Annotated in this window: 7 protein-coding genes, 1 tRNA gene and 1 rRNA gene; 5 read left to right on the forward strand and 4 right to left on the reverse strand. The window is 61.9% G+C overall.

The genetic code is table 11. The features are described 5' to 3' along the window. The first annotated feature begins 149 nt into the window (after positions 1–149). Positions 150–533 (forward strand): iron-sulfur cluster insertion protein ErpA, encoded by a 384-nt coding sequence (gene erpA, locus OXU43_01720; protein ID MDD9823890.1) that lies wholly within the window; start codon positions 150–152, stop codon positions 531–533. Between the two features lie 20 nt (positions 534–553). Here erpA and OXU43_01725 read toward each other — a convergent pair whose 3' ends face one another. Then, positions 554–1,696 (reverse strand): anhydro-N-acetylmuramic acid kinase, encoded by a 1,143-nt coding sequence (locus tag OXU43_01725; GenBank protein ID MDD9823891.1) that lies wholly within the window; start codon positions 1,694–1,696, stop codon positions 554–556. 111 nt (positions 1,697–1,807) lie between these two features. Here OXU43_01725 and htpG point away from each other — a divergent pair, with 111 nt between their 5' ends. From htpG to groL, 4 genes are all read left to right on the forward strand, one after another. Further along, a complete protein-coding gene (htpG, locus tag OXU43_01730) occupies positions 1,808–3,691 on the forward strand; it encodes a molecular chaperone HtpG (protein MDD9823892.1) in 1,884 nt (627 codons plus the stop codon). Positions 3,692–3,752: 61 nt separating this feature from the next. Beyond that, entirely contained in the window at positions 3,753–4,997 is a 1,245-nt protein-coding gene (gene tyrS / locus OXU43_01735; protein ID MDD9823893.1) for a tyrosine--tRNA ligase, read from the forward strand. 119 nt (positions 4,998–5,116) lie between these two features. Next, positions 5,117–5,404 carry a co-chaperone GroES gene (groES, locus tag OXU43_01740; protein MDD9823894.1) on the forward strand — a complete coding sequence of 96 codons (288 nt, stop codon included), beginning with the start codon at positions 5,117–5,119 and terminating at the stop codon, positions 5,402–5,404. 94 nt (positions 5,405–5,498) lie between these two features. Then, entirely contained in the window at positions 5,499–7,151 is a 1,653-nt protein-coding gene (gene groL, locus OXU43_01745) for a chaperonin GroEL (protein MDD9823895.1), read from the forward strand. Positions 7,152–7,311: 160 nt separating this feature from the next. Here groL and OXU43_01750 read toward each other — a convergent pair whose 3' ends face one another. The 3 genes from OXU43_01750 to OXU43_01760 form a co-directional block, all read right to left on the reverse strand. After that, positions 7,312–8,085 (reverse strand): pyridoxine 5'-phosphate synthase, encoded by a 774-nt coding sequence (locus OXU43_01750; protein ID MDD9823896.1) that lies wholly within the window; start codon positions 8,083–8,085, stop codon positions 7,312–7,314. Between the two features lie 155 nt (positions 8,086–8,240). After that, positions 8,241–8,317 (reverse strand) — tRNA-Ile (locus tag OXU43_01755). 137 nt (positions 8,318–8,454) lie between these two features. Further along, positions 8,455–8,510, reverse strand: a 16S ribosomal RNA gene (locus tag OXU43_01760); the annotation flags it as partial.

Raw genomic sequence — 8,510 nt, forward strand, 5'->3', positions numbered from 1 at the left:
GAATCTACCCTCCATGGCGGGGTGGGAATCGTTTCCCCTCGATTGCGTAACGGCTTGTTGGGGGGGCGGCAATTTGCCTTTCCCCGGGAAGAGGTGGATAATCTCCCCAAGGTCGGTATGGCTTGGAGGCATCAGGACCCCGAAAGACGATGGAAACCGAAACGATTAATCCAGCATCCAGCGCTCCCGGTGCGGCGGGGGCGGGCGTTCCGTTGATCTTTACCGATGCGGCGGCCGGGAAGGTAAAGCAGTTGATCCGCGAGGAGGGCAACGATGCCCTGATGCTGCGGGTTTTTATCTATGGCGGCGGCTGTTCGGGATTCCAGTACGGGTTTACCTTCGAGGAAAAGCAGCAGGAAGGAGATGCCGCGGTCGTTAAGGACGGCGTATCCCTGCTGGTGGACCCGACCAGCTTGCAATACCTCAAGGGAGCGGAGATTGATTACACGGAGGGCCTGGAAGGGGCTCAATTCGTGATCCGCAATCCCAACGCAACCACGACCTGCGGTTGCGGTTCTTCCTTCTCGGTATAGACAGCGCTCCGGGCGGACGCTCAGGCGCGCCCCGCGCCGCTTCCTCCGCTATGGGGGTCGTAGATTCCCCCCAGCAAGACGCTCCGCCGGGCGCCGGTAACGGAGGGCAAATTGCCCGGCAGCGCCAGTATCCTGCGCCGGGCCAGCCAGGCGAAGGCGACGGCCTCCACGTAATCCGGTTCCAGGCCCCGTTGTCCCGTGGAGTAGAGGGCGAGACCGGGCAGCGCCGCGGCGAGGACCTGCATGAATTCCCGGTTATGCATGCCGCCGCCGCAGACCAGCAATTCGGAGCAGGAGGGCGCGTGCCGGCGCACGGCCCCGGCAATGGTCTCCACGCTCAGCCGGAGCAGGGTGGCTTGTATATCCTGGGGGGCGACACCATTTTTATGGTTGTGGTTGTCCAGATGTTTTTGCAGCCAGGACAAGTTGAAGCGCTCCCGGCCCGTGCTTTTCGGCGGCGGGCGGGAAAAGTATTCGTCCGTCAGCATCTGTTGCAGCAGGGGTTCGCGGGCCTTGCCGGTGGCCGCCCAGGCGCCGTCCCGGTCCATGGGGAGATCGCGGCAGTGCCTGATCCACTCGTCCAGCAAGACATTGCCCGGGCCGGTATCGAAGCCGACGACATCGCCCCCGCTGCCTTTGCCGGGGAGCACGGTGAGGTTTGCCATGCCGCCGATATTCACTATGGACCGCTGCGGTAGCGAGGTATCGCCGAATTGCCAGGCATGGAAGGCAGGGGCAAGCGGCGCTCCCTCGCCGCCGGCCGCCAGGTCCATGCGCCGAAAATCGGCTACGGTAACCATGCCGGTCTGCAGGGCGATGATGTTCGGATCTCCGATCTGCACGGTGCAGGGTTCGCCGTCTTCCGTGCCGTGCAGGACGGTCTGGCCATGGCTGCCGATGGCGGTCACCTGCGCGGCGCGCATGCCGCTGCGCTTGAGTACTGCCAGCGCGGCCTGGGCGAACATGTGCCCCAGCCGCCGGTCCAGGGCGGCGACTTCCCGCAACGGCGCGTCCGGCCCCAGGGCGCGCAATTGCCGTTGTACCGGCTCTTCCAGCGGCCAGCTCGCTGCGGACACCGGTTTTGCGCCGCTGTCGGTAAAGGCAACCAGGGCCGCGTCAATCGCGTCCATGCTGGTGCCGGAAATCAGGCCTATACAGTGCAATACGGGAGGGGAGGGTTGCAGGGATGACGCGCTGGGCATCCTGCGTGTGCGAAGGGCAGGAAATTTTTTGTTATCATGCGGCGCGCCTGCGTAAGCAGCGGTTCCCGGACTATGACCAACCCAAGCATAAAGGATAAAAGAGCGGATTACCAATTCGGCGTGGAGGTGCGTCAGCTCCTGGAGCTGGTCATCGGTTCGCTGTACAGCAACAAGGAGGTGCCCCTGCGCGAGCTGATTTCCAACGCTTCCGACGCCCTTGAGAAGCTGCGCTTCGAGGCGCTCCAGGACGACAGCCTGTACGAAAAGGACGCCGCCCCGAAGATTCGCGTGGAGTATGACAAAAAGAACCGCACCGTTTCCGTGATAGACAACGGCATCGGCATGTCGCGCGAGGAGTTGCGCAACAATCTCGGCACGATTGCCAGCTCCGGTACGCGCAAGTTTCTGAAAGCCCTGCAGGGAAAGGACGCGACGCCCGACAGCCTGATCGGCTGCTTCGGAGTCGGCTTTTATTCTTCTTTCGTTATCGCCGACAAGGTCGAAGTGTCCACCCGCAAGGCCGGCGCCCCGCGCACGGCGGGCGCGCGCTGGACCTCAAGAGGCAAAGGCAGGTATTCCATACAGCGGGAAGACCGGCCGGCACGGGGGACCCGCGTGACCCTGTACCTGAAAAAAGACGAGGAGGAGTTTCTAGACGGGTACCGGTTGCGCGAGATTACCCGCAAATATTGCGATCATATCGGCTTCCCGATCGTCATGGCGCAGGAGGGGGAAGGGGCCGGCAAAGAGGAGACCGTCAACAGGGCGACCGCGCTCTGGAAGCGGAGCGGCAAGGAGATCGCCGACCAGGAATACCGCGAATTCTACAAACACATCGCCCACGATTTTGAAGACCCGCTATGCTACGTGCACAAAAATGTAGAGGGAAAAACGGAATATACCTTCCTGCTGTACATACCGGCCGCGGCGCCGGCCGGTTTCTGGGAGCGCCGCCAACTCCGCGGCGTCAAGCTGTATTCCCACCGGGTGTTTATCATGGAAGCCGTGGAGCAGTTTCTCCCGCCCTGGCTGCGATTCGTGCGCGGCGTTATTGATTCCGACGACCTGCCGCTCAATATTTCCCGCGAGATTTTGCAAACCAATCAGGCCGTGGATTCGATTCGCAGGGGCTGTACCCGCCGGCTGCTCGACCAACTCAAGACGATGGCGGAGCGGGAGCCGGAGAAGTATCGCCAGTTCTGGCAGGCATTCGGCACCATATTGAAGGAAGGCGTTGTCGAAGCCGGGGCCTTCCGCGACGACGTGACCGAATTGCTGCGCTTTGCCTCGACGCGCGAGGCGCAGGACGAGGCGGCGCTGGTTTCTTTTCATGATTACCGGGAGCGGATGAAGGAGGGACAAAAGGAGATTTATTTTCTGGCAACGGAAAACCCGGCCACCGCCCGTTCCAGCCCGCATCTCGAGCTCGCGCGCGAACATGGGCTTGAGGTGCTGCTCGGCGATCCCGTAGATGAGTGGGTCCTGACTCATTTGGGGGAGTATCGGGGCATACGGATCAAATGGGTAAACAAGGGGGATTTAGACCTGCCCGACGCCGGCGACGAAGAGCCGGAAGGGAAGGAGACCGGGGAACGGCTGGCATCCCGCATTGCCGATTGTCTCAAGGGCAAGGTGAAAGAGGTGCGCCCTTCCCGGCGGCTGCGGGAATCCGCCTGCTGTCTGGCATACGGCGATCAGGAAATGAGCGCGGGATTGCAGCGGGTGCTTACGGCGGCCGGGCACCAGCCCCCCGATAGGCTGCCGACCCTGGAAATCAATCCCGGGCACGTCCTGGTAAGGCATATAGGGGCAGCGGAGGGCGAGGAGCGCCTGCGCGATTGGTCTTTGCTGCTGTTGGAACAGGCGATGCTGAACGAAGGCGCCCCGTTGCGGGACCCGGCGGATTTTGTGCGCAGACTGAACCGTTTGCTGGGGGAGCTGGTAACTCCCCGATGATTCCCCGATGATTCTGGCGGTCCCGGCCTGTTCATGAGCGGGAATCCGGCCGATATGCGCTGTGCGGCCGCCTGAGACAAAGGCGCCGCATACGGCGGACATACCCGCCGAGATCCGGCGCGGCGCCGAGGAAATCCTGGTCGAGTCGGAATTGAGCGACCGGTTGCGCAGCGGCAAGCGGCTGCGAGTCAAGGCAGGCTTCGACCCTACCGCCCCCGACCTGCATCTGGGGCACACCGTGCTTTTGAATAAGATGCGGGAATTCCAGCAGTTGGGACACGAGGCCATTTTTCTGATCGGCGACTTTACGGCCTTGATCGGCGACCCCAGCGGCCAGGATGCCGCCCGGCCATTGCTGAGCGCAGAGCGGATTCGGGAAAACGCGCACACGTACAAGCAGCAAATATTCAAAATTCTCGACCCGGAATCCACCCGGGTGGAATGCAACTCCCGGTGGAACCTCGCTCTCGGAGTGGAATCCCTGTTGCGCCTGGCCTCGAAGTACACGGTGGCGCGGATGCTGGAGCGCGATGATTTCCACAAGCGCCACCAGGCCGGCAAACCGATCGGCATCCACGAGTTTCTTTATCCTCTGCTGCAAGGGTACGACTCGGTCGCCCTCGAGGCGGATGTGGAACTGGGCGGCACCGACCAGAAATTCAACCTGCTGATCGGGCGTCATTTGCAGCAGGCATACGGTCAATCCCCGCAGGCGATCCTGACCATGCCCTTGCTGGAGGGGCTGGACGGCACGCAAAAGATGTCCAAATCCTACGGCAACTATATCGGGATTGCCGATCCGCCCCTGGAGATGTACGGCAAAATCATGTCCATATCGGACGAGTTGATGTGGCGTTACTTTCAGTTGCTCAGCTTCCGCTCGTTGACCGAGATCGAGCATTTGCAGCGAGGCGTTGCGGAGGGGGCGAACCCGCGGGATGCCAAGCGCGAATTGGCCCATGAGATCGTCGCGCGCTTCCACGATACGGCCGCCGCCGAACGGGCGCGGGACGACTTTATAAGCCGTTTTCAGCAGCAGGAGATCCCGGATACCCTCCCGGAATACCAGGTGCGGGACCGCGAGGGGGGCTGGACCGTGGCGGGCCTTCTGAAAGAAATTCGTCTGGCCGCCAGCACTTCCGAGGCTCACCGCATGATCCGCCAGGGCGCGGTGCGCATGGACGGAGAACGCTTCACGGACGGCTGGCGCAAAATTCCCGCGGGGACCACCTGTCTGTTCCAGATAGGCCGCCGGCGCTTTGCCCGGGTTACGGTGGAAAACCGGCCCCCCGCCGGCTCCCCCTGAGGGCGCGGCAATTCTCAAAAGGGCTTGACAAGGGAGACGGACGGCCCTATCGTTCGTTATTAGCACTCGCTTGAGAGTAGTGCTAAACAAACGCAAAAGACCACGGAGGTGCAATCGAAATGAAAATCCGACCGCTTCATGATCGCGTTATCGTCAAACGCACGGAGGAGGAGCGGGCCAGTGCCGGGGGCATCGTAATCCCGGACTCGGCCACGGAAAAGCCGATCCGCGGGGAGGTGATTTCCGTCGGGCCCGGCAAGGTCATGGATAACGGCAAGGTTGCCGCCATGGGCGTCAAGAAGGGCGACAAGGTTTTGTTCGGCAAGTATTCGGGAACGGAGATCAAGTTGGAGGGCGTGGAATACGTGGTGATGCGCGAGGACGACCTCATGGCCGTGATCGAATAGCCCGTCTGTTGCGGGCAAGCCCGTTCGGCCGGCGCAAACCGGCGCTCGGGTTCGCTATCTAGTCTTCTGGCTTCTACAACGAGGGAAACAAACGATGAGTGCGAAAGATATCAAGTTCGGCGGCGATGCGCGTCAACGTATGCTCAAGGGTCTGAATACGCTGGCCAATGCGGTTAAGGTTACGCTGGGCCCCAAGGGCAGGAACGTAGTACTGGAAAAGAGTTTCGGTGCTCCTACCGTTACCAAGGACGGGGTGTCCGTCGCCAAGGAAATCGAACTCAAGGACAAATTCGAGAACATGGGCGCGCAGATGTTGCGGGAAGTGGCCTCGCAGACCTCGGATGTCGCCGGCGACGGCACCACGACAGCGACGGTGCTGGCCCAGTCGCTGGTGGTCGAGGGCATGAAGGCCGTGGCCGCCGGGATCAATCCCATGGATCTCAAGCGGGGGATTGACCAGGCAGTTGCCACCGCCGTCAAGGAATTGAAGAAGATTTCCAAGCCCTGTTCTTCGGACACGGAGATCGCGCAGGTGGGGACAGTGTCCGCCAATGCAGACAAGCCCATCGGCGATACCATCGCGGAGGCAATGAAGAAGGTGGGCAAGGAAGGCGTGATCACGGTGGAAGAGGGTTCGGGACTCGATAACGAATTGAATGTCGTGGAGGGCATGCAATTCGACCGGGGTTACCTGTCTCCCTATTTCGTCAACAACCAGCAGTCCATGAGTTGCGAGCTGGAGGATCCTTTGATCCTGCTTTGCGACAAGAAGATCTCGAATATTCGCGACGTGCTGCCGTTGCTGGAGTCCATCGCCAAGTCGGGGAAATCGCTGCTGGCCATCGCCGAAGATATCGAGGGCGAGGCCCTGGCCACGCTGGTGGTCAATACCATCCGGGGCACTTTCAAGGCGGCGGCGGTCAAGGCGCCGGGCTTCGGAGACCGGCGCAAGGCGATGTTGGAAGACATCGGCGTCCTGACTGCCGGAAAGGTGATTTCCGAGGAAGTCGGGTTGAGCTTGGAGAAGATTCGGCTGGAAGACCTGGGCCGTGCCAAGCGCGTCGTGATCACCAAGGAGGACACGACGATCATAGACGGCCTCGGCAAGCCGGCCGACATTCAGTCGCGCATCGGGCAGATTCGCAAGCAGATCGAGGATTCGACGTCGGACTACGACAAGGAAAAACTGCAAGAGCGGGTGGCCAAGCTTTCCGGCGGGGTCGCGGTGATCAAAGTCGGCGCCGCAACCGAAGTGGAAATGAAGGAGAAGAAGGCGCGGGTGGAAGATGCCCTGCATGCGACCCGGGCTGCCGTGGAGGAGGGGATTGTGCCCGGCGGCGGCACGGCCCTGTTGCGCTGCGTTTCTTCTTTGAAAAAGGCAAAGGGCGCAAACGAAGACCAGAATGCCGGCATCCGCCTCGTGATGCGCGCCGTGCAAGAGCCGGTCCGGCAGATCGTCGCCAATGCGGGGCTTGAGCCTTCCGTTATCGTCAACAAGATCGCTGACAGCGAGGCCAAGCAGCAGAACTTCGGATACGATGTGGCGACCAACGATTTCGGCAACCTGATCGAGTCCGGGATCATAGACCCCACCAAGGTTACCCGTTCCGCTCTGCAGAACGCGGCTTCCGTGGCGGGGCTGATGATTACCACGGAGGCGATGGTGGCCGAGCTGCCCAAGGAAGAGAAGTCGCCGATGGGTGGTCCAGGAGGGGCCGGCATGGAAGACATGGGCGGAATGATGTAACGACTCCGCACCTCTTCCGGCCCGTTATTGGTTCCCTAAAGGCCCGCGCGGAAGCGGGCCTTTTTTTTAGCTGGCGCGCCTTGATGCGCGTTGCCGGCGGCGCACCGCGGACACGGCGTACTCCCGGGGGGGCGTATTCCCGGCGATACTCCCGGCCGGTTTATTCGGTTCTTTGCAGCGCGGCGCGGTATTTTTCCAGTGCGCCCGGAAAACCGAAACGCAAGGCGTCGGCGGTCAGGGCGTGTCCGATGGAAACTTCCTCCAGTTGCGGAATTTCCCGCGCCAGTAGCGGTAGATTATTCAGGTTGAGGTCGTGCCCGGCATTGACTCCAAGCCCGTGTTCGGCCGCCTGGCGCGCGGTTTCCCTGATATGGCCCAGGGCGCCATGAAGCTTCTCGCCCTTGCCCCCGCCGCCGGCGTGCGCCTTCGCGTATGGCTCCGTATAGATTTCGATGCGGTCGGCGCCTGCTTTTGCCGCCAGGGCAATTTGCGCCGGATCGGCGTCCATGAACAGACTGACGCGGATGCCGGCGTCGCGCAGGCGGGCGATGAGAGGGCGTAAATCGGCGCCCTGCTTTTCCAGATTCCATCCGTGGTCCGAGGTGGCCTGTTCGTCGCTGTCGGGCACCAGGGTGCATTGCTCCGGGCGCGCCGCCAACACCAGGGGGAGAAAGCCCGGATAAGAACCGCGCGCCGTCGAGAAAGGGTTGCCTTCCATGTTGAATTCTCGGGACGCGGCGGCGAGTTCGGCCCGCAACGGCGCGATGTCGGAAGCGCGGACGTGGCGCTGGTCGGGGCGCGGATGCACGGTGATGCCGTCAGCGCCGTGGGCAAGGCACAAGCGGCAGGTCTCCAGGAGATCGGGAATGCCGCACTCCCGGGCGTTGCGCAGCAAGGCAACTTTGTTGAGATTGACGCTGAGTGCGATCGTCATGTCGTTTCGGCGCGCGGGAAAAGGAGTTTGGGTTCGGAATCCCCAGAGGTCCCGGACAGGTCCCGGGCCCGCGCCTGCGACGGCGCCCTGCGGTGGCGCCGTTCGTCAGGACCAGGAAACCCCCTGCCCGGCGCCGATTGTCTGGTCCGAATGTGTGGTGGGCCTGGGTGGACTTGAACCAACGACCTCACCCTTATCAGAGGTGCGCTCTAACCAACTGAGCTACAGGCCCGAATACGAATTCCCGCGGGCTTTTTCAATGGCTCCGCGGCTTCAGAGGAAAGAATCCGGACATAACCCCGGGTAAATCCAGCTCAATCTGTGTGGGCGCTGCACGCCATAAAGGCGGGATGACAACGCATATACTCGTAAGGAGGTGATCCAGCCACAGGTTCCCCTACGGCTACCTTGTTACGACTTCACCC

Source organism: Gammaproteobacteria bacterium (assembly GCA_028817255.1).
Classification (GTDB): domain Bacteria; phylum Pseudomonadota; class Gammaproteobacteria; order Porifericomitales; family Porifericomitaceae; genus Porifericomes; species Porifericomes azotivorans.

Coding starts and splice junctions, on each gene's coding strand:
- erpA (MDD9823890.1), top strand. CDS start 150: ATGGAAACCGAAACGATTAATCCAGCATCCAGCGCTCCCGGTGCGGCG.
- htpG (MDD9823892.1), top strand. CDS start 1,808: ATGACCAACCCAAGCATAAAGGATAAAAGAGCGGATTACCAATTCGGC.
- groES (MDD9823894.1), top strand. CDS start 5,117: ATGAAAATCCGACCGCTTCATGATCGCGTTATCGTCAAACGCACGGAG.
- groL (MDD9823895.1), top strand. CDS start 5,499: ATGAGTGCGAAAGATATCAAGTTCGGCGGCGATGCGCGTCAACGTATG.
- OXU43_01750 (MDD9823896.1), bottom strand. CDS start 8,085: ATGACGATCGCACTCAGCGTCAATCTCAACAAAGTTGCCTTGCTGCGC.